Annotated in this window: 14 protein-coding genes; all 14 read right to left on the bottom strand. The window is 52.7% G+C overall.

What is annotated here, in order from left to right:
- Positions 1 to 15: 15 nt before the first annotated feature.
- The 14 genes from C8N40_RS21575 to C8N40_RS21510 all read right to left on the bottom strand — a co-directional run bounded on the left by C8N40_RS21575 (position 16) and on the right by C8N40_RS21510 (position 19367).
- Complete coding sequence (locus C8N40_RS21575) at positions 16 to 1074, bottom strand: bifunctional transcriptional activator/DNA repair enzyme AdaA (protein WP_108213885.1); 1059 nt, start codon at positions 1072 to 1074, stop codon at positions 16 to 18.
- Positions 1061 to 1360, bottom strand: coding sequence for an isocitrate lyase/phosphoenolpyruvate mutase family protein (locus C8N40_RS21570; protein ID WP_108213884.1), 300 nt, complete (start codon positions 1358 to 1360; stop codon positions 1061 to 1063). Before C8N40_RS21570 ends, C8N40_RS21575 begins: the two co-directional genes overlap by 14 nt.
- Positions 1361 to 1603: 243 nt before the next feature.
- A complete protein-coding gene (locus C8N40_RS21565) occupies positions 1604 to 2278 on the bottom strand; it encodes a LytR/AlgR family response regulator transcription factor (protein WP_108213883.1) in 675 nt (224 codons plus the stop codon).
- 48 nt (positions 2279 to 2326) lie between these two features.
- The gene (locus C8N40_RS21560) at positions 2327 to 3832 is read right to left on the bottom strand and encodes a sensor histidine kinase (RefSeq protein ID WP_245905221.1); all 1506 of its coding nucleotides are present in this window, start codon (positions 3830 to 3832) and stop codon (positions 2327 to 2329) included.
- A 379-nt stretch (positions 3833 to 4211) separates the two neighbouring features.
- Positions 4212 to 4868 carry an OmpA family protein gene (locus C8N40_RS21555; RefSeq protein ID WP_108213881.1) on the bottom strand — a complete coding sequence of 219 codons (657 nt, stop codon included), beginning with the start codon at positions 4866 to 4868 and terminating at the stop codon, positions 4212 to 4214.
- A gap of 2 nt (positions 4869 to 4870) precedes the next feature.
- Complete coding sequence (locus C8N40_RS21550; RefSeq protein ID WP_108213880.1) at positions 4871 to 6631, bottom strand: hypothetical protein; 1761 nt, start codon at positions 6629 to 6631, stop codon at positions 4871 to 4873.
- 8 nt (positions 6632 to 6639) lie between these two features.
- On the bottom strand, positions 6640 to 7488 hold the full coding sequence (locus tag C8N40_RS21545; protein ID WP_108213879.1) for a hypothetical protein: 849 nt from the start codon (positions 7486 to 7488) through the stop codon (positions 6640 to 6642).
- Between the two features lie 177 nt (positions 7489 to 7665).
- On the bottom strand, positions 7666 to 11130 hold the full coding sequence (locus C8N40_RS21540) for an acetate and sugar kinases/Hsc70/actin family protein (RefSeq protein ID WP_108213878.1): 3465 nt from the start codon (positions 11128 to 11130) through the stop codon (positions 7666 to 7668).
- Positions 11131 to 11268: 138 nt separating this feature from the next.
- Complete coding sequence (locus tag C8N40_RS21535) at positions 11269 to 11559, bottom strand: GIY-YIG nuclease family protein (protein WP_108213877.1); 291 nt, start codon at positions 11557 to 11559, stop codon at positions 11269 to 11271.
- A 113-nt stretch (positions 11560 to 11672) separates the two neighbouring features.
- Positions 11673 to 13124, bottom strand: coding sequence for a hypothetical protein (locus tag C8N40_RS21530; RefSeq protein WP_108213876.1), 1452 nt, complete (start codon positions 13122 to 13124; stop codon positions 11673 to 11675).
- A 2-nt stretch (positions 13125 to 13126) separates the two neighbouring features.
- A complete protein-coding gene (locus C8N40_RS21525) occupies positions 13127 to 13540 on the bottom strand; it encodes a hypothetical protein (protein ID WP_108213875.1) in 414 nt (137 codons plus the stop codon).
- A gap of 5 nt (positions 13541 to 13545) precedes the next feature.
- Positions 13546 to 14898: a hypothetical protein gene (locus tag C8N40_RS21520; protein ID WP_108213874.1), complete on the bottom strand. Its 1353-nt coding sequence runs from the start codon at positions 14896 to 14898 to the stop codon at positions 13546 to 13548.
- Positions 14899 to 15650: 752 nt separating this feature from the next.
- On the bottom strand, positions 15651 to 18179 hold the full coding sequence (locus C8N40_RS21515; RefSeq protein WP_108213873.1) for a cation-translocating P-type ATPase: 2529 nt from the start codon (positions 18177 to 18179) through the stop codon (positions 15651 to 15653).
- Positions 18180 to 18485: 306 nt separating this feature from the next.
- A complete protein-coding gene (locus C8N40_RS21510; RefSeq protein ID WP_108213872.1) occupies positions 18486 to 19367 on the bottom strand; it encodes a phosphatase PAP2 family protein in 882 nt (293 codons plus the stop codon).
- Between the last annotated feature and the right edge of the window lie 3 nt (positions 19368 to 19370).

The following is a 19370-nucleotide window of genomic DNA, read 5'->3' as shown; positions in this document are numbered from 1 at the left end:
CGCTGTTATTGATTGTTACTTGCCGGCATGCTGCTTCTCATGATCCAATAGCCACTGCTTTCTTTCTAAACCACCGCCATACCCTGTCAGTTTGCCGTTTTTACCGATAACCCGGTGGCAAGGAATAACAAGGGCTATTTTGTTTAACCCGTTTGCAGAGGCGACTGCCCTGACAGCATTAGGGCATCCCACCACCGCGGCTTGCTGCTGATAGGAACGTGTTTCTCCGTAAGGAATTTGCATCAGGCACTCCCAAACCAGGTTCTGAAACGTGGTGCCGGGGGTGTGCAACTCAAGGGAAAAGGTTTTTCTCTGTCCCGCAAAGTACTCAGTTATCTCCGATCTGGCCTGCTGGATGTGCTTGTTTTCTCCTGCGATGATGGAGGCATTCAGGCGCTGTTGCAAGTCCCTGAACTCTGTTTCGAGCATCCTCCTGTCAGCAAACTCCAGCAGGCAAATCCCTTGATCGGTGGCACAAACAATCATGGGTCCCAAAGGTGTAGTGAGCCTGTTCATCAGGATCACATTTTGTGCTTTATTCTTCCTTGGAGAGCTGCCTACCAGCTTTTTATAAGTATAACCAAAGCCACTCAGTGATTCGTAACCTGCTTCAAAAGCGGTTTGGGTGGCACTCCTTCCCTCTTTCAGCTCCAGCAGTGCCTGGTTTATCCTGTACATTCTCTGAAAGGCCTGAAAGGTTATCCCATAATGCTGCTTAAACCACCTGCGCACCAGCACCGGACAGATCTGCTTTTCCCGGAGGGTGTAATCAGCTATCTTTTCTTTCGGGTTATCCCTTACTAACGCTATAGCAGCACTTACCTGATCGGGAGCCAGGTTTGCATTTTCAGTTGGCCTGCATACTTTGCAGGGGCGGTAACCATGGCTCAGCGCGTCTTTGAACGTGGTGAAGAACTCTACGTTTTCTGCCTTAGGCTTCCGGGCACGGCATGTGGCAATACAGAATACAGACGTGGTCCTGACTCCGACAAAAAAGATGCCTACAAAGCTCTGATCTCTGTTAAGCAAAGCTTTGTAGTAGGTTTCGATCTTCCCTTTATCAGTTACTAACATGGGCAAACACAGGGCTAAAGGTTCTTTGGTCTTTAACGTTACGGACCATTTGTGCAAAATGCCCATACATCTCCTCAAAGCGGAAATTAGCCATGCTTATCCGCTTTACCCCAAGTTCTGGCAGCTTCTCATAGGTTAGCAGTTTGGGCATACACATCACGTTTAGCGACAATCCCGTGCTTCGCGTTACTGCGCTTATGTCTTCTTCTCTTGCAGTGCACGGGACAAAGATGCCATCTGCTCCTGCTGCCTTGTAGAGTTGTGCATGTAATTGTTTATAGGTCATATGTTATCCTTTTTATGCAAAGAATGCCATATAACTTTCGACCGGCAACCGAAAATTGAACAAGTATTTTTTCTTTCCAGCGTAGCGTATTTGAACCCTCGGGAATTGTAGGACTTGGCTCTAGCTGCCTACATGAAGGAAGCAACTTTGGTCAAAGACTAAAATTAACATCCTTCATAAAAGTCTTGGCTTCCCCACAATTGATTTCCTGGCCGCAGGTTCACTGTCCTGATTTTAGGGCCATTAAACCAACTGCAGTTGCTGTATGTACGAGGCCCCCACCGGCACCTCGTTACCCTGGATGGTAACCTGGTGGCGCTCGATCTTCTCTATCCTGCTCTTGGCAACAATGTAGGAACGGTGCACGCGCACAAACTTATCGGCTGGCAAAAGGTCAGTGGCCTCGCCGGTGGTCATGCGGGTGAGCAGCTTTCTGTCCTCCAGCACAAAGGTCACGTAGTTGCCGGCGGCTTCTAAGTATAAGATCTCTTTAAAGTATACCTTAACCTGCTCATAGCCGGTTTTCAGGAAAAGGTAGTCCCTGGCCGGGGCTTGCGTACCACGAAGCTGCAGCAGCTCCTGGGCTTTGTGGCAAGCCTTGATGAACCGCGGCAACGAGAAGGGCTTGAGCAGGTAATCGATGGCATCAAGCTCGAAACTGGTCACGGCGTGCTCGGAATAGGCCGTGGTAAAAATGACCATCGGCTTCTTCTGCAGGCTTGAGAAAAATTCTATCCCGGAGATATCGGGCATTTTAATGTCGAGGAACAGCAGGTCGACCTGCTCCTGCTGCAGGTAGTCCAATGCTTCAAACGCATCGGTAAAGCAGGCGGCAAGCTCCAGGAAAGGTACCTTCGCGGCATGGGAACGCACCACTTCCAGCGCCATGGGTTCATCGTCTATCGCTATTGCTCTCATACCTGCCTTTATACTTTGCCCGAAATATACTCCGTTTATACTTTATACTTACAACTCCAGCGTGAGGTGCACAAAGAATTCCTCGGGCGTCTCGCGGATGATCAGCTCGTGTTTCTGAGGGTAGAGCAATTCCAGCCGCTGCCTCACGTTCCTCAGCCCGATGCCGGACTTGTTCTTCTCCGGGTCCTGCTCCGACTTTTTATGGATGCTGTTGTAAACATCAAAGTATAGCCTGTTCTGGTCACAGTGCAGGCTTATCCTGATCCAGGACTTGTGCTGCAGGCTGATGCCGTGTTTGAAGGCATTCTCCACGAAGGGAATAAGCAGCATGGGCGCAATATGCTGTTGCTCCAGTACTTCCTCCATCTTGGTCTCTATGATGATATCAGGAGAGGCAGAGGTGCGCAGCAGCTGCAGATCGATGTAGTTGCGCAGGTACTCTACCTCACGCGCCAGCAGTATCGTTCGCTGCAGGTTTTCGTGGAGCATAAAGCGCATCATATCGCCCAGCATTTGTATGCCCTGGGCCGTGCGCTCGCTGTTCTCCTGCAGGGCGGTGCCGTAAAGTGTGTTCAGGGCATTGAACAAAAAGTGCGGGTTTATCTGTGAGCGCAGCAAGTCCAGGTTCGCGACCGAGTAGCCCAGCTCTTTTTTCAGCCCCACTACTTCCTCCCTGCCCCTTAACTGCCGTTTATACAAAAACCAGGTAACAGGCGCTGTAACCACCAACTGGAACACGGCATTGGCTAAACTAATCCCAAAGGCCTCATCATTATCCAGAACGGGCAGTAAGAGGAAAACGGCAGGCAAATAAGAAAGGATGAGTATGAGCAACACCTTTAACTCATAAGAACCGAAGGGGCGCTTTTTCCCCAGCGATTTAGGTATGAGCGCGTAAAAAGAGAAGAAGTATAAAAGGATGGCGCTAAGTGATACAAAGGCCCAGACAGCTGTTTCCTCTTCCCCTACATCAAACAAAACCAGTACAAATACACTCACCAGCCATACTATAAAGGTTGTGATCACGTCTTGCGTCACCATCCGATACCGTGATTGTATGGCAGCCGAATTGGAGAGCAGGTAAAGCCCGAAATACTTGATAAAAGTATAAAAACCGAACACGAGCAAGAGCCGCAGGGTATTCTGAAAGCTGCGCTGGAAGATATAATTCCAGAACTCCTGCAGGGTGTCGAACCCGGGCAGCAAATAAGCCTTGAAGTATGTGTCTGCCACGCCCGTCACAACTCCTACAGCCACAAATGCAGCCAGTACGAGCAGCACGTTCGGCCAGACAGCCTCTTTCCGGATTAGCCTGGGCACCACCTTAAAGTTAAGTAGCAGGAAGGCCAGGTAAATGACGGTGAAGCGTACCAACTGGGGCCAGAAAAAATACTCGTAATAGTGATACACCACATTGGCGTGCCTGAACGAGGACTCGTTGGGGCTATTGTCCACGGAGAGGGAAAATAGCGCAAACACATAAATGGTGGTAGCTGCCCAGAACTCTATCTTATTCCGCTGGATAGGTTCGGCTATAACGTTTTTGATTGCCATGTCATTCATGAACCAATGATAGCAGAATGGGCAGTTGAAAAACAATAAAAGTGATGAAGCGCCTGAAGTTTGTGACGAATATGCAGCGTAATAATTTCAGCGGAGGTACCGTGCTGTTTACGATATGAGACACCAAAACCCGAATTTGCTTTCGGGTAGCCGAATTTACCCCTTAGGATGTAGAAAAAATGAATTTTTTAGTGGAAGGCTGAATTAAGTATGCCAGTAAACCACTGATTTACTATGTTTTATTTCTTTCGAATAACACTACCAGCAGAGTTTGGCATGTCCCCGTCCAACGCTTTCCGATGAGCAAAAGCAGCTAAAAGGCGTTATGGGCGGCAGGTGAGACAGGCAAAGCACTGGCCATTGTGTTGTACTACCTGGCTTGCTCCTCCAGCGCGCCCACCTTCGGGAGAATCTGGATGACGAAGCGCCGGTCGCGGATATCTCCCTTGCGGCCTGCCCCCTCAAACCCGCTTCCGGCGGCAATCAGCTCTACCCTGTCTCTGGGAAACCTGATGCCCTGGCTTTGCCAGAAGTCGAGCAGGGCCAGCGCCCGCTGGTAGCTCAGCTGCAGGGCATACTCCCGCTGGGTGATGTTACGCGGATCACCCTTGGGGAAGCTGGCCGCGCGCCCGTCAATCACGATCAGGTACTTTACATCCTCCTCCTCGATAGAGTTGATCACCTGGCTCAGGTTCTCGCCTGCCCTGCGGAGTGGTGCCCGCGCCCGTTGCGGAATTTCTGCACTGCTCTGCTCAAAGAGCACGTCCACCAGCAACTCGTGACGCTTATACTGCTCGTTATACTGAAAATACTTGTCATCCAGGCGGGACAGTGCGGCTTTGATCTCGTCCAGCTTTCGCTTTTCCTGTACCTCCACCTGCAGGCGGGCAATATTGTCCCGGTTCTCCTGGTCCTTATCCTGAAACAGTTTAAAGCTCAGCACAAATAGCACCAGCATCACCAGGAAGAGCACCGTCATCAGATCGACATAGCTGGGCCAGAAGAAGTCTCTGCTTTGCTTGCTCATATTTACCTCCTGCCCTGCCCTCCGCCAAAGAGCTTATCAAGTGCAGCCTTCAGCGGTCCGGGCTCCATACTTTTGGCCATCTGCGTGTTGAGCAGTTGCAGCTGCTGCAGCAGTTGCTGCTGAATTGCCGTGTCGGCTTCGAGCTTCTGCAGCAGGCGCTCGTTTGTCTGGCGTATTTCTCCGGATAGTTGCTGCTGCGACGCATTTAGTTTCCCCTGCTGTTGGCTCAGGTCCTCGAACGGACGCATGTAATCGAGGATGCGCTGGTACACATTGTCCTCGTTGAGCCTTCTGAAATGCTGCTGCCATTTTTCGTACGCGTTCTGCGCGTCCCGCTCCTGGTGCTGCAGCCTGGCTTCCATTAAATCAGTTAACCGGAGCGCGGCCTTGTCAAAATACTGTTCGATGCGCGAGCCGATGTTGTTCAACTCACGCTCGTGCTGCCCAAAGAAATTCACCTGCCGCTGTATCGACTCGTCGTGCTTCTGTAAATATCCCGGCACCTTGTCGAAGCCCTCCTGCAGGCTGTTCAGGCGCTCGAGCACTTGCCCAATCTGGTGCGTGAGCTCCGCCCCTTTCCGCACCGACTCGTTCAGGGCTACCTGGTACTGCATAAAGTTCTTGAACAACTGCTCGCTCTCCTTCATCTTATCGAACACCTGCAGGTTGGCATTGGCCATCTGCGTAAAGCCAATCTGATCGAGTTTCTCAATGAATTCCTTCTGCGTGCTGATGTTCTCGGTGAGCGTATCCACAATAGGCCGAAAGCCGAGCACCTTGTCCAGGAAATCCTTGTTGAAGGAATCGAGCACTGACTTCAGGTTGCCCAGGCTGGCCGCCATATCCGATTTAAGTTTGGGCAGCAGGTTGGTCTGCAGGAAAGTATAATACCCGTTCTTGTTGCGGTCGCGGAGGCTGCGGGCATTCTTCAGGGCGTTGTTTCCCATCAGCGTCAGCAGCAGGCCCAGAAAGCTTCCCGACATGGCAATCAGTACCCCAAACAGGAAAGATGGAATGTTCTGGTCCGTGATAAAAGAGCCCGCGGCGCCGCCCGCTTCGTCCCCTCCCAAACCGGACCAAATCAGGCTCGACAAACCGATGATCACCCCGGAGAAAGTACCCAGCAGGCCCACATACAGCGGTGTGGCAACGGTAGACTGCACCTCGGCATCCATGGCCTCCGAGTACCGCTCCGACACGTCTTTGAGAATATCGAAATCCGCAGCCGCCCCTTTGTTTCGCTTCAGGTACTGGTTAGTGCTCCGGATGATGCTGGCAAAGGTTTCGGAAGGATGCTGCACCTCTATCAGGTCGATGGTAGCGGTTCCCCGCCCGCCTGAGGCTACCGTGGTGATGAGTGGGTCCGGGTCGCCCTGCACCAGGTGGATGTTGCCCCCGGCAAAGAGTTTCTCCAGTTTTTCGCGGGCTATACTTAGGTTGGCCACCGGACCTCCCCTGGCCTCTATCTGCAGCATGTTGTTTTCTGCAGCCACCACTCTTTTAATCACCGGGTTGGAGGGCGTATACTCCCGGAAAGGCTTTCCGGCAAGAATGGCTTGCCATACGGTACTGTCGGGTGCTGCTTCGGAAGGTTTTTGTATACTTCCGGCTTCCAGTAGCTGCTCCCGTATGCTAAGCTGGTCTTCGGAAGGAAATAGCCCGGCTATACTTTTAATCTTCTGCTTGTTCCCCTTGTATATATACAACTGGTAGCCAAGTATGATGAATATCAGTACTGCCTCAAGTATAAAAATGCCTTCCATCTAAGGGTTTATCTGAAATCTATGCGTGCTTTCTCCTGGATTCTCCAGCCGTTGTTCACTTTGGTCAAAATGCCGTCGCCCTGCAGCACCACCCGGCTCACCATACGGTTGCTTGGTTTCTCGAATGCGAAGGCGTTCTCCAGCCGGTCAATACCCTGTGCAATTACAAAGGCGTGGTTGCCCGACAGGTTGAAGCGGTAGCGGGTCGTGCTGCTGCCATCGGCCGGTAAATCCATTTCAATGTAGCTGTCGGAGTCGGGGTTGTGCTGCAGCTGGTGCTGCCGTATCACGCCATCCTCCGGGATAATGGCAAAGCGGGTGCCCGTGTCAGGTGCGGCTTCCGGCACGGCCTCGGGCTGCACCGGCGGTGGCGTGGCCCCGGCTGCCTCCCGCTCCAGTTCGTCCAGCAGGTCGCTGCCGACAAACTCCATCCGCACCGCTTCTGAGGCAGAGGCAGGCGCCGCTTTTTCCCTTCCTTCAGGATTATTGCGCTCTGCCGGTTCGTTTCTTCTGCGTTTGTCTTTTCTGCGTTTTGGTGGCTGCTGCTGTTCGGCTACATCCTCGGCCCGCTGGGGCTGGGGTTGCTGCCGCTCGCGTTGTTTCGGACGCTGCTCAGGCTGCTGCTCGTGTCGTTGTCTCTTCTGCGCACCGCCTTCGCCTGGCTCTCCGGAGGATGCTCTGTTGCCCCGGCTGGCATTACCCTCTAGCCTTCGGAGGCGGCTCTCCAGGTCGCTGTTTTGTTCCTTGAGCCTGTTTATGCGTTTGGTGAGCATGTTATAGGCGCTTACGGCTCTAAAAAAAGCAAAAGCGGCACCTAGCAACGCGATGATACTTATAATAATGGCAGTTGTATTCATGGTTTGATGTTACATTCCGAATTAGGACTTATACTACGTTCAGGCTACCGCTACCTCACATGGTTTTAGCATCATCCTGACCTTTGGAAAGAAACTCAGACAGATTATCTATACTTATACTTTCCTGTCTCTACCAAAGGCCAGGATAACACCTAGCTGAAGACGCTTGCCTATACTTTAAGAAATGGCGCTCACCTGCGACTGCTGCTTGTAGAGTTCTTTCGACAGCAAGTAGAGCGACTGCTTGAGCGGCATAAAGAACATGGTCTCGTGCAGCGGCTCCCGGTCCGTCAGGCCACGCACGGTGTCTTCCAGGATCATGGTATAACTATCCTGCAGGTTCACGCGCATGAAGTCAAGTACCCGCATCGGGTCCACCTCCACGCCCATCGAGCGCATCAGCGGCGAAATATCCGGATCGTCGAGCAACATTTCCAGGCAAGCCATCACGTTATCCATCACTTCCTGGCGCAACTCGCCCGTAATTTGCGTTTTGGTTACCGGTGTCAGGGCGTCTTGCGGATTAGCCGAGCCGGTTGGTTTCATGATCGGGATGTTGGTCAGGTCGTTCAGGTCTGTTCCTTCCAGCGCCATCGCGCCCCCGTTGGCTGTTACCTGCTTCGGATTATCCACCAGCACCAGCTTAAAGTTGGCCGGTGGCTCCTGCCCTGTTACCTTCTGGAAGATGGCCTTGGCATAGCGCTCCACGTTCGAGAGATTGTTGCCCGCGCTCAGCAATTTGATGTATAAGCTGCCCCGGCCGCTGAATGAGATGTAGCGCGGCATTTTCACGTCGAGTTGCTGCACCAGCTGCGCCAGGTGATACATCAAGGCGCCGAAGTGCAGGTAGAACATCAACCGCAGCTGGCGCGCCTGCAGCAGTTGTGAGCTATAGTTTAGCTCCTTATCATAACTGAACAAAAGCGAGCTGATGTCGGCTGAGTTGAAATCCGGGTTATCAAGCGCTGTTTCAAGGAACTTGCGGTACTCGCGCCCTTCTTCCGTGAGCGGGATGCGCAGCACGTGGTCCACGCCGTATTGCAGCAGGCCATTGTCTTTGCTCGTTTTCACGGTGGCAAAGCCATCGCCCCACAAGTCGTTGCCGGCAAAGCGGAACGAGGAGCTGTGCGAAGGCCTGCGGTTGGTGAACAGCAGCACGTCGGTGGTACCGCCGCCAATGTCCACGTTGATCAGGTTCTCGTCCTGGCTCGGCACCACCGCCCCGGTTCGGGACAGGAAGTAGAACGGGGCCACCGATTCGGTAATGCAAACCGTCGTTCTGCCATTCTTGAACACGTTGTTGTACACCGTATCCCACACATTCTGGAACATGTTGCGGGAGTACTCGTCAAAGCTCAGCGGTGCAAACCATACTATCTTCGTGCTGGATACATTGCCATTGTTCAGCACCACCTTGTTCTTGATGAGCAGCATGATCTCGGTGAAGAACGCCTCAATGCGGCGCTTGCCGGCATTGGTCAGCGTCTCACTCCACTTCAGGTCGGTGTGGTAGGCCTGCTTGTACTGTTCCTGGTGCGTGCCCTCGGTATTGATGGAGAAGCCGATGTTGATGTTGCCGAACAGGTTGGTGATCTGGTTCTCAAAATCAATAGACTCGCAGGTGGCTGTACGGGTAGGGAAGTTATACAGAGAGCCGCCGGAGCCGATGATCAACGGTATAAATTCACGCTTAAGCAGGGTCTCCACGGCGAACAACCTGCCGAAACCGCGTTTGTGGAAACGCTGGTAGTCTGTCAGGGCCGGATCATCGGAAGGCTTGTTGAGCATCACCAGTTGCTGATCGTTGGCGGTGATGGAGAACTCGCGCGGCGGCTGGTTGGCGCCGGAAGTATAGGCAATGTGCGTGTTCGATGTTCCAAAGTCAATGGCGAAGGTAAAGTTGTGTATCCCCTGCTGCATTTCCTGGAACTTCGGCACGACAAGCGCCCTGCCTATAAAATCAACTCCCTCGTGCCGGAATTCCGCAAAATCGAAGTGCGTGCCCTGGATTTCGTAGTAAGTACTGCCCGCACTGCTGTTGCTCTTTTTAGTACGCTTGTGTGCCGTGGCCGAGATAATACCGCCGCCAGCTTCCAGCTGCTTACCACCCGCAAAAAAGCTGAGCGAGTGGTTCTTGTTTACCAGCAGCGGATCGATGTCCTCATCCACCAGCATCACCTTATAGAAGTCGTTATACTGCACCGCGTCGGTGAATTTATAGAACGGGAACACACCCATGCCGATGCGGGATTTAAGGATATGGCCTTTCTCCGGGATGATGTTGCCGTTAGCATCTTTCGAGTTGAGCGGGTTGTCATAGTAGCTGCGCTCGTACACCACGCTTCCTTTCTCGGTTGGCACCCTGAGCGTTACCCGCACATGGTTCACGTCGATGTGGAAGGTCAGGTGATTGGCCAGATCCTCCGGCGAGAAGAAATCAAAGTATAAAGGCGTGATGGGCAGCAGGTAGTTAAAGGACTTCTCCGTTACGCCCGGCTGGTATACCACGGTGCCGCTATAAAAACGATCAGTGTTTACCTCGTAAGGCACCTGTACCAGCGTCTCCTGCAGCAGATCGTTTATGGTCAGGTATGGGTAGTTGAAGCCCACGCCCGGCAACGAACGGTTCTCCAACGGCTTTTCATCCGCGTAACCCACTACGGTGTTCACCGGCCAGGCCAGGTTGTTCACATACTTCACGTCAGGGGCCAGCCGCAGCTCAGGCTTCAGCACAATGGGCCTTTCGCCGGCAAAGCCGGTATGCGTGGGTCGGATAAACAAATCGCTGCTGGTCACGGCGGTCTGGTCTTTCTTCACCAGGAAATTGATGTGCCCCACATGCACCGGATTCTGCTGGAAGTCCACGAGTTGCAGGTACTGCGAGGCAATAGCGCCCTGCCCCACCGCACCGGCCATGTTTATACTTCGCAGCAGGTTCTCGTCCAGGGCATTGTACACTGCCGGAAAAGCCTGTATCATGGCCGGGTTCGACACGAACAGCTTGTGCACATACTCCCTGAAATCTGGCTCCCGGTGCTCCAGCGACACATAGTTCTGGTCGAAGTAAGTACCGATGTTCTGGGCACGGTTTATACTTAGCGGCCTTACGTTTGGCGCCACAAACAGGAAGGTTAGCGGCGAGGTACCGCCAATGAGCTGCATGTGCCGGTCGCCGCGCGGACTGGTCGATTCGAAGAAGATAAGGAAGATATCCTCAATGCCCTGGAAGCGGCTGTCGTTCATGAAAAGCTCCAGCGTACGGCCCAGCAGGCTCGTGTTCGGGTTGGCCTGCATGGCCCCTAGTTGCTGGTGCTTGTTCCAGCGGCGGATGATGATCTTGTTACCGGCCTGCGCGTAGCTTTGGTGGTTGTAGAGCAGTTCCCATAGATCCCAGAAATGCGTGACGAACTTATGGTAAATGGTATTGGTGTTGTTACCTGCCACGCCGCGCTTCACAAAATCGAAGGCCGTTTCGAAGAGGTGCATGCGGGCGAATGGCGTCGGGATGGAGGCGTTTATCTTCAAGGCCCGGCCACCGGCGCCATCGGTGATATCTTTAATCTCGGTGCTGGTGATCTGACTGGTTTTAGCCCAGCCTTCCACGTTAGAACCGGTTTTATGTAGACGAAGTACTTTCGGCATGTTTGTTTTTTATAATATGATTTACATGCAGCAGTAAAAAACTGCTTTTATAGTTTAAGTGTGTTTATGCTGTAATTCCTACCACATCTGTCATCCTGAAAGGATCTTGTGGGCAAGAACCAGTAAGCCTCTCTACTCCTATACATCCAGAAACATCAGCATAGGATTTTCCTTCCTTATCAGTTGTAGCTTATCTTCTCTACTCATAAGCTTTGTCTCTTTCTCACGCTCTATAGCATGTTGTACATAAGTAGAACGTTCAAAGTACAGTAGCTTGTAACAATAATAGCGTCCGGCAAAAGTTTCCGGTTTACCGCGGTTAGCTTTGTGTTGTTCTACTCTGACCTGCAAATCATTCGTCATACCTGTATATAGCACTGTTTTTCTCGGGTTGGTAATGATATACACAAAGTAGTTGTGACTTTTCATAGTTAAAGTCTATACTCACTTCCCACAAGATCCTTTCAGGATGACAAAGAGAAACACTAACTCTATTCCAGCTTATTATACTCCGCTCCTGTTTTTTGGAGGGGGCCAGGGGCCTAGCTATACTTCAGCTTCTCCTCCACCAGCCTGTCGGTGGCGGCCTCAAACGCTTTGATGGTGGCTTTGAAAGCATCCCGGTCTGAAATGGATTCGGAGGCACGGTTGAGCTCTTTTACAAAAGCCCCCTGGTGGATGCCTTTGTTCAGGAAACCCGTCTCTATCTGCTTGTCAGATACCATGCGGTTGAAGTCCGTTTCGTTCAGGTTGAGGGCAGCAAAGGTGCGCTCCTTTCGGCTCAGCTCGCGCAGCCAGGCCTGGTACCCAAACTCGGGGTTCGTCAGGAATTTGTTCAGTTCCTTAAACACCGGCTCGTTGCGGACGGCGCTCGTCAGGTCTACGCCTTTGGCATAAGCTGCCTGCGCGTCGCCCGGCAGGTGCGTGGTGTAGTAGCGCTCAAAGTAATGGAAGCGGATCAGCTGCTTGGCAATGCGGTCGCGGGTTTCGCTGTCCAGGTGCTGGAACTGTACCTGGCTTACATCTTCGCGCAGGCCATACTCGTGGTATACTTCGTTTCCGGAAAGCTCATTATCCGAGTAATCCATGAAGTCCACAATGGCCAACGCGCTCAACAGTTCTATCAGGTGGGCGTCGTTCTTCTGGCTGGCACGGCCCGGGTTGTTCTCCATCGGTTTGTCCGGCGTGTCGCCCATGTAGTACACGGCATTCACGCCATTCAGGTGGTTCTGGTAGTAGGAAAGCGCGTCCTTGGCCTTCGTGGTGAAGGTGTTGGAATCGATAAAATCAGCCTCTACGCCGGCGGCTGGTTGCTCCAGGGAAAAGTATGGCAGCACCACCATCGCGCCTGTCAGCGCCGTGTTCAGGCTGGCTGCGTTGGGCAAACCGGTACGCGAGTCCTTGAAATTCTTGAGCAGCAGCGGGAAGCCGGCGGCACCTGTTCCGCCAAAGATCGAGCTCACAAAGAAGATGCGGTCGCCGGGCTGGAAGTTGGAGGCGAAAAAGCGCATTTCGGGCGAGTCGATGATCTCGTTCAGCACCACACTACCTACATTCGGGCTGCCGCGGAAACCCACGTCCAGGCTGTTATTCAGGTTCTCGGGCGTAAACAGCAAATCGATCAGCGCCTGGCTTTCCACATCCAGTTGGTTGTAGCCTACATGATCTTTAAACGGCTTGTTTATCCCACCGAAATCATACACAAAACTGTCACGGATCTTGGCTGTGCCATCTCCGGCTATACTTGACAGGGTACTGATGTCGGTATGGAAGAACCCCTCGTCGCGGCGGCCCAGGGCGTCGTGGATGTGCTTGTAGGTTTTAAGCAGTTCCACGGTGCGGTTCATGTCGCCGTTCTGCGTGTCGGGGTCGATGATGATGGGTACGATTTTATCACAGTTCTGAATCTTGACACCTGCCGCCATGAGCATGACCAGCGAGCGGATCACGCGGGAGCCGGTGCCACCAATTCCGAATACAAAAAGTTTTGCCATAGTTATTTTTTGTTAGGCCATTTCATAGGAGTGGTCCATGCCTGCACGGAGCCCCTCTTGAGTAGTAAAGAGAAAACGAAGAAAAGGATGAGACTGTATACCACGTTCACGAAAGCGAACATGTAAGTATAAGAGTGCGTCTCGATCTCGTTGCCGGTTACCTGCGTGATCGGGATAATAAAAGCAATGATCGCGTTCAGTAGCAGGAACATTACCCAGTGCTGCGTTTTATACAGGCCGGTGCTCATGGCGCGGTTCAGCACATAGTAATAAAGTATAACGATGCCTAGAGTGATGATGAACAGCATCAGGCCGGTATTGGGGAACACCACCTCGCGGTAGTCGTTGGTGAAGTTGGCCGGGATAGGGCGCCCCAGCACCATTTCGTAGAGTCCGGAAAAAAAACGTTGAATCATGCGCGTTAGTCTGCTTTGTTAAACTGTATGGTTGCACTGAATACGAGATCGCTCTGGTCGCGGTACAGCGCCTGAACGCCATCAATTATTTTAGTAAGCTGGTAAGTCTTTTTCGGGTCCGCCGCCGGGTTGTTGTCGTTGTCGGTAGACCAGGAAGTAATCCAGGTTGGCGTTACCTGCGGCAGTTGCACGGCTATCGTTCCGGAGCTTGCCGTTAGCTCTGGCACCCGCACCCGCACAAAGTGGTTATACCTGGCCAGGTCCGGCGTGGCTTTTATACTTTCGTCGGCTGCCGTAACCGACACCATACTTGCCCTGCTGCCCGTGCCGGTCACTTTCAGGTTCTTTTTCAGGTAATCTATACTTTGCATCGACAGCGGCAGTTGGCTCAGGTCCAGCCCTATGGTAAACTCCACCGGTTCTTGCTTTTCAGGCTGAAGGTTGACAGAAGTACAAGGATCGGCATTGCGGCTGCTACAGTATACTACGCCGGCAGGCCGGAACTGCTTCTCTTTCAGGAGCGCCGTGTAGGGTATGTTTTCATACTCAAAGCCAAAGTATGCCTGCTGCGCCGGCAGGTTGCGCAGCACCCTGTTAGTTACAACCTGCACCTGCTCCTGTGGCCCAATCACCCATGTATAGTAGGGTATCTCCTCTCCATTCAGGCTTCTCCTTACCTGCGGCTTTTTTACGGCCGGGTGGTAAGTACCTAAAAACTCCGACGCATTGGCAAGTATGGCGATGGCCAAATCCCTGTGCTCGGCTTCGCGCAGGCTGCTGCGGATGTCGGCATCCAGGGAGATAAACTGCCCCTGATCGCTGGGCCCATGTATAAAATCAGAAATGATCACACTAACTGCCCCTTGGTCGATGGATTTCTGCAAAGCCGCTTTTAGCATCGCCGGAAGCGGCGTGCCGCGCACATCATCCTTAATACCACTAACGATGGTGCTTTTCATGGTATTGTACGACACGCTGTCGAGCACCGGACGGCTTTGGGCATCCTCCTTGGCCAGGTAAAAGCCTTTCTCCCCCACATAGCGCCCGTCCTGCACCTCCGAGATAAGCTGCAGCAGGTTGTTCTGGAACGTGGTGGCCTCCTTCCCGGCGGCGGCGGTTGGCATAAAACCTTTCATACCGTTGGAGATTTCCAGGTATACATTCACGTCTACTTTTTCGGGGGTGGCGGCTGCAGCCGTTGGGGCAGGTGTGCCGGCTCCCCTGCCCTCTACTTGTGTGGCAGGTGTTTCCGGTTCTTTTTCCTCTGCCCCGTTTTGCTTTTTAAAGCAGCCGCTTAGCAGCAAGCCGCAGCAGAGCAGCAACAGGAGTAGTGTTCTTTCGATCTTTTCTATAAACATGCCTTCGGCTTTAACAATTGGGCATTACGATGAGAAAGTGCATTTTGATAACAGGGCCTCGGCAGACGCCCCTAAATATTTGGATCATTTTAAAAACATAGACATATAACGATATAGAAGAAGGATAGATACATGGAGCTATGAAATTGTTCTGCAGGCAACCCTACTCCTGCCTCCAAGCTACTGCCCGGCATTAGCTCCCTACCCCAAAGTCTGGCCCCAAAAACCCAGAAAAGGGTTCCCTTCCCCGTTAGTGCTTTAGGCCCCTTGACATGCATGCATTAATTATACCATTGCATAGCCAGAGCCCGGTGCCCCCATCTCTTCCGTAGTACTTACCATATACGTCTCAGCGTTAGCCAGCAGGTATAAAGTGTCACATATCTCCAAAACATACCTAAGTTTAGGTTCTGTGATGGTGAAAAGCCTTTGCTTCTATACTACCTATGGTTGCCTTATGCCTGGTAGCGGATTCTGGAAATCGATGCTCAAAAGATGGATAGTCTACCCCAAATCCTTTTCAGCCGATTATGTGATGGAATAAACCAAACTGAGGAAGGTAAAAGAGTAGGCCGGGTCGCTACAAGATGCACAGACGCTATACACTTACTTGCCAAAAAGTATTTACAAGGGATTCTGTTACCCGGACTCATTTTAATTTCTGGTATCCGAATTTGCCCATAAAGATGGAGAAAAAATAATTGATTTGGTACGCCTACCAGTATAGCGTGAGTGAGGCAGGATTCATTTAGTCATTCTTCCTGGGCCTTGTTGTTTTGCCTTTTCATCCACTTTACAGCCTCATACCATATCACCGAAACAAACCCAGCGGCTATAGCCAGCAGCAACTGTGCTGCCGTTAAGGGAACAAATCCAAAGAAATGGGCTAAAGGTTCTGCATAAAGCAGCAGGCCCGACAACACAGTGGTCACGCTAATAATCAGCAGCACGAGATTGTTTTTATACTTTATGGTGGTGAGCACCGAATAGTAGAAGGAACGGTTGACCAGGGTCAGAAAAATATTAGCCGAGATCAGCACGGTAAAGACCATGGTGCGGGTCAGGGCATCGTTATACCCTTGCTGCACGGCAAATTGGTATATCGACAAAGAGCCTGCAGTGATTACCAGGCCCTGTACGATGCTGGTGGTTAGCTCCCGCCAGTTGAAAAACGTCTGCGAAAATTTGCGGGGCCGCTGCTCCATGATGTTTTTCTCGATCGGCTCATTCTCGTAGATGATGGAGCAGGTAGGCCCCATGATCAGCTCAAAATAGATGATGTGCGCCGGAGAGAATATATTGGGGAACTTCCAGCCCAGCACCAGGGGGATGAACACTGTCAGGATGATCGGGATGTGGATGGAGATAATGTACTGAATAGCTTTCTTGAGGTTGGCATAGATCTTTCTACCCATGGCCACGGCGTCCACCATCTTACCCAGATCATCTTCCAGCAGAATGAGCGAAGCCGCCTGCTTGGCTATCTCGGACCCTTTCCGGCCCATGGCAATGCCGATGTGGGCGGCCTTCAGGGCCGGTCCGTCGTTCACACCATCCCCTGTCATGGCCACTACCTGCTCTTTTGCCTTCAGGGCGTTGATGATGCGAAGCTTGGCCTCCGGGAACATCCGCGTAAAAATTCGGGTGCCCACGACCCGACCAGGCAACTCTGCTTCGGGTATTGTAACCAGTTCTTCTCCTGACATACTTTTGTCGTAGCCCCGGAAGCCAACCTGACGGGCAATGGCGGCGGTAGTGGCGGCATTGTCCCCGGTAACGATCTTCACTTCTATCCCTGCCGCGTAAAAGGCTTCGAACACTTCCTGTATGCCCTGTTTGGGCGGGTCATAAAATGCAACAAGGCCTTTGAAGGCAAACGGCAGCTCCTGTTGTGTGCCCGGGAACTTGCTCCCTTCCCAGGTCGCCTCCGCCACGCCCAGCACGCGGTAGCCCTCTCCTGCCAGTTCATGCATCACGCGCTCCACTTCGCCCTTCTCATTCGCCGAAAGGCCCTCCAAGGCAAGATAAGCCTCCGGCGCGCCCTTCGATGCCACCACGCGCCTGCCCTGGTTGTCTTCGAAGACATGGGTCATCATTGGGGGCTTCCCTCCCAGCGGGTATTCGTGCACCATCCTGAACCAGGGCCTTTCATCCGCCGCAGCCAGTTTCTTGTAGACCTCGTGCAGCGACAGCTCCATGGGATCGAACGGAATCGGCTCGCTGGCCCACATAGCTACACGGATAAGCTCTTTCTCATTTTCGTCCAGTTCCTCGTGCAGACGGGAAAGCCGGTGGGAGGCAAGCGCAAAGACCCGGTCGAGGTGCATCCGGTTCTCGGTGATGGTACCGGTCTTATCGGTACAGATAACAGTGGCGCTGCCCAGGGTCTCCACCGTCTTCATTTGCTTTACCACAATCCCGAGCCGCATCAGGCGCCAGGCGCCCAGGGCCATAAAGGTGGTGAAGGCTACCGGGATCTCTTCCGGCAGGATACTCATGGCCAGGGTTAAGGACTTGAGCAGGCTGTCGAGCATACTATAAGTATGGAAGAAATTTATCGCCCATACGATAACCAGCACCACGGCCCCCAGCAACACCATTTTCCGGACAAAGCTATTGATCTGCAGTTCCAGGGGCGTGGCCTCCTCGGCTATACTTTCCATGCTCTTGCCAATCCTGCCCAGTTTTGTGTCGTTGCCAATGGCAGTTACCGTGACAATGGCCAAGCCGCTGGCTACGGTGGTACCCTGGTAAACGAAATGGTCGTCCCGGTGCTGGTCCTTGAACACAGCCAGCGACTCGCCGGTCAGGATCGACTCGTTCACCGAAAAATCGTTCGCCTGCACGATACTGCCATCAGCCGCTATCAGGCTCCCCTCCTCTACCATCAGGCTGTCGCCTATCACCACCTCTTCGCTTTTGATTTCCTCCACCATCCCGTTGCGGATTACCTTGCAGTTTGGCTGCGTGAAGCTACGCAGCTTTTCCAGCGCGTTGCGGCTCCTGGAGTCCTGGTACAGGGATATGGCCGCTACCATCAAAATGGCCACGGCCAAAAATATACTGTTGCCTATGTCGCCACTTACCCAGTAAATCAGGGAAGCCACCAGCAGCAAGACCACCATCGGCTCCTCAGCTATTCGCTTGATGGCCGCCCACAGCGCATTTTCCTTTCGCTCCTCCAACCGGTTCAGGCCATACTTCTCCCTTGACGCGAGTACCTGGGCTGTGCTCAACCCCTGGATGTGTATGCGGTGCTCCGGCGTTTTGACTTCAGGCATGAGAATGGAGAGTTAAACTATTCTTCAGCAGATGGGTATTCCCAGCCTCATAAGCGCGAGAACTGCTGACTCTGTTTTTACTATCACTTACGCATATGCTCAATCTAATGCCGTGAGGTTCATTCTTTTGATTTTCTTATCAAGGTAGCTCGCCCGTTCGCGTATGGCCGCAACTGTAGTACAGCTTGGCTGACTAGCATGCCTGGCAATCCTGCGACATGCCAAGGCGAAGGGCGTCCGGATGCTGGATTGAGCATTTTTATGTAAGCAAGTACAAGCAGCACGCAAACAAGAAAGCTGTAGCGGCTAAAAAACAAGCGTAGCGCTCACGCCTCCTGATCGTAAACCTGGTTGAGGAGTGATGAGCAAGCGCCGCTGCTTGCGTATCCGCCACTGCTGATTGGCCATGTCGTAGAGGTAATTTGCTCCTTTCGCCGACAAATAGCCTACCACGGCACCCGCCATCACGTCTGTCGTCCAGTGGGCATTGTCGTGGATGCGGGATAACCCCACTAAGGTAGCAATCCCGTAAGCTAGAGGCGGTACGTACCTATGTTCAGGACCGTATACGGTCGCCACAGAGGTGGCCACGGCAAATGCTGTGGCTGTGTGCGCAGAGGGAAGCGAAGTATGTACTGATGCATGTGGCCCATCAAAATAGTGGTTTTCTGCTGTGTCGCTGGGTCTGTAGCGGTGAAACTGGTTTTTGAGGGTGCCGGTCACGCCTGCGCTGATGAGTATACTTCCCAGTGATAGCAGTTCGGCTTTCTGCAGCTTTTCATCCTTTAATAGCACTCCGCCCGCAAAGGCAGCGCCGGCAAGTGGCGCCATGTACCCCTGTTTTCCCAATGGCTGTACAACAGAAGACAACGCATCAGACGTTAGCGTGCGATGGCTTTGGGTGTACTGCTGCACAGGTTCATCGCCCCAGGCAAAAGTCGCCGCCCAGATTCCCGCTCCCGCCACCAACACGGCAGCTCCTTTGGCTACAGGCGAAAGCACCGTCCTTCTTCTGGCTACCACAGCCGCTGCGCCGGGCAACCCCATACCTACATTTGAAAAAGCGGCAGCGGTGTCTGGCTGCGGGGGCAATACCTGCGCCTGTAGCTTGACAGAGGCAAGTAAGAAGTATAAAACCAACAGGAAGCCTGTGTTGTGGAGCTTATTGAGGCTATACGCTGATGTCATAAA

The organism is Pontibacter mucosus (assembly GCF_003054055.1).
Lineage (GTDB): Bacteria > Bacteroidota > Bacteroidia > Cytophagales > Hymenobacteraceae > Pontibacter > Pontibacter mucosus.
The sequence above is the reverse complement of the archived record's forward strand: the minus strand, read 5'-3'. Positions and strand labels throughout refer to the sequence as shown.

What these genes read in the sequence shown, in the direction of transcription:
- C8N40_RS21550 (WP_108213880.1), bottom strand. Translation starts at nt 6,631, where the DNA reads ATGGAAGGCATTTTTATACTTGAGGCAGTACTGATATTCATCATACTT.
- C8N40_RS21560 (WP_245905221.1), bottom strand. Translation starts at nt 3,832, where the DNA reads ATGGCAATCAAAAACGTTATAGCCGAACCTATCCAGCGGAATAAGATA.
- C8N40_RS21535 (WP_108213877.1), bottom strand. Translation starts at nt 11,559, where the DNA reads ATGAAAAGTCACAACTACTTTGTGTATATCATTACCAACCCGAGAAAA.
- C8N40_RS21530 (WP_108213876.1), bottom strand. Translation starts at nt 13,124, where the DNA reads ATGGCAAAACTTTTTGTATTCGGAATTGGTGGCACCGGCTCCCGCGTG.
- C8N40_RS21510 (WP_108213872.1), bottom strand. Translation starts at nt 19,367, where the DNA reads ATGACATCAGCGTATAGCCTCAATAAGCTCCACAACACAGGCTTCCTG.
- C8N40_RS21555 (WP_108213881.1), bottom strand. Translation starts at nt 4,868, where the DNA reads ATGAGCAAGCAAAGCAGAGACTTCTTCTGGCCCAGCTATGTCGATCTG.
- C8N40_RS21565 (WP_108213883.1), bottom strand. Translation starts at nt 2,278, where the DNA reads ATGAGAGCAATAGCGATAGACGATGAACCCATGGCGCTGGAAGTGGTG.
- C8N40_RS21540 (WP_108213878.1), bottom strand. Translation starts at nt 11,130, where the DNA reads ATGCCGAAAGTACTTCGTCTACATAAAACCGGTTCTAACGTGGAAGGC.
- C8N40_RS21525 (WP_108213875.1), bottom strand. Translation starts at nt 13,540, where the DNA reads ATGATTCAACGTTTTTTTTCCGGACTCTACGAAATGGTGCTGGGGCGC.
- C8N40_RS21520 (WP_108213874.1), bottom strand. Translation starts at nt 14,898, where the DNA reads ATGTTTATAGAAAAGATCGAAAGAACACTACTCCTGTTGCTGCTCTGC.
- C8N40_RS21515 (WP_108213873.1), bottom strand. Translation starts at nt 18,179, where the DNA reads ATGCCTGAAGTCAAAACGCCGGAGCACCGCATACACATCCAGGGGTTG.
- C8N40_RS21575 (WP_108213885.1), bottom strand. Translation starts at nt 1,074, where the DNA reads ATGTTAGTAACTGATAAAGGGAAGATCGAAACCTACTACAAAGCTTTG.
- C8N40_RS21570 (WP_108213884.1), bottom strand. Translation starts at nt 1,360, where the DNA reads ATGACCTATAAACAATTACATGCACAACTCTACAAGGCAGCAGGAGCA.
- C8N40_RS21545 (WP_108213879.1), bottom strand. Translation starts at nt 7,488, where the DNA reads ATGAATACAACTGCCATTATTATAAGTATCATCGCGTTGCTAGGTGCC.